Annotated in this window: 1 protein-coding gene and 1 pseudogene; both read left to right on the top strand. The window is 27.4% G+C overall.

Annotated elements, in window-relative coordinates:
* The first annotated feature begins 104 nt into the window (after positions 1-104).
* Positions 105-626, top strand: coding sequence for a hypothetical protein (locus ELQ16_RS09775; RefSeq protein WP_134239449.1), 522 nt, complete (start codon positions 105-107; stop codon positions 624-626).
* Positions 626-894 (top strand): annotated as a pseudogene (locus ELQ16_RS09770) (hypothetical protein); the annotation flags it as partial. The gene ELQ16_RS09775 and the pseudogene ELQ16_RS09770, both read left to right, overlap by 1 nt.

Genomic DNA, 894 nt, shown 5'->3' with positions numbered 1-894 from the left:
CGATGATGGCACTCAATATTAATGCTATTCCTATTTTAGCAGATATTGCACCATATTATAGACAACTTGCTTATAATAATATAGAATCTAAAGAGAGTGCATAAATGATAAGGCTTAAAAAGATTCTAAAAATATCAAGTTTTATTCTACTTCCTTTGATAATTATATGGAGTATGACATTTGGTTGGGGGTGGTTTGTGCCTTATAGCCTACAACCGAGTTATCACGAATTTAAAGAGATGTGTAAGTTAAATGAACTTCCAAATGATGAACACAAATATAATAAGATTCTAGGGTATTTTGGATTAAATTTGGATACATTGGATTGGGAAAATATTAAAAAAAATTCAACATTATTAACACAAGGTTATTTAGAATATAATTCACAAAATGATAGATATATGTATCGATATGAAAATAAAAGTGATCCAAGAATAAGAAAAGTTTTTTTCTTATTTTTTAATGACAGTATAAAGCTAAGCAATCTTTATAAAATAGATTTTGAAGTATTTTGGAATGATAAAAGAGATTATATTCATACAAAAGTAACTTCTTATGATACTGTAATAGAAGAGAACTTTAGAACTTGTGGATATTTTAGTGGATACTTGAAAGGAATCAAATAATGCACCATAAACAGCAAATACAAAAGTTTAGAGATAACGCAGAATTAGCTTGGGCAAGTTATGGTTATTTTCATTTTATAGGTAAAAACTATAATTTACGAAATAAAGATAAGGAAAAATTAGATAGTTTTATTAAAGATAACAATAGAATGCCTACCTACACCGACATTCTCAATATGGAATATAATTCCTTATTTGATGGCGAATTCTCCCCACTCCAAGCTAAACAATTCTTTTCTCGCTATGATTTATTAAAACATTGTCCTAA

It is taken from the genome of Campylobacter sp. US33a (genome assembly GCF_004378855.1).
GTDB lineage: Bacteria > Campylobacterota > Campylobacteria > Campylobacterales > Campylobacteraceae > Campylobacter_D.
The sequence above is the reverse complement of the archived record's forward strand: the minus strand, read 5'-3'. Positions and strand labels throughout refer to the sequence as shown.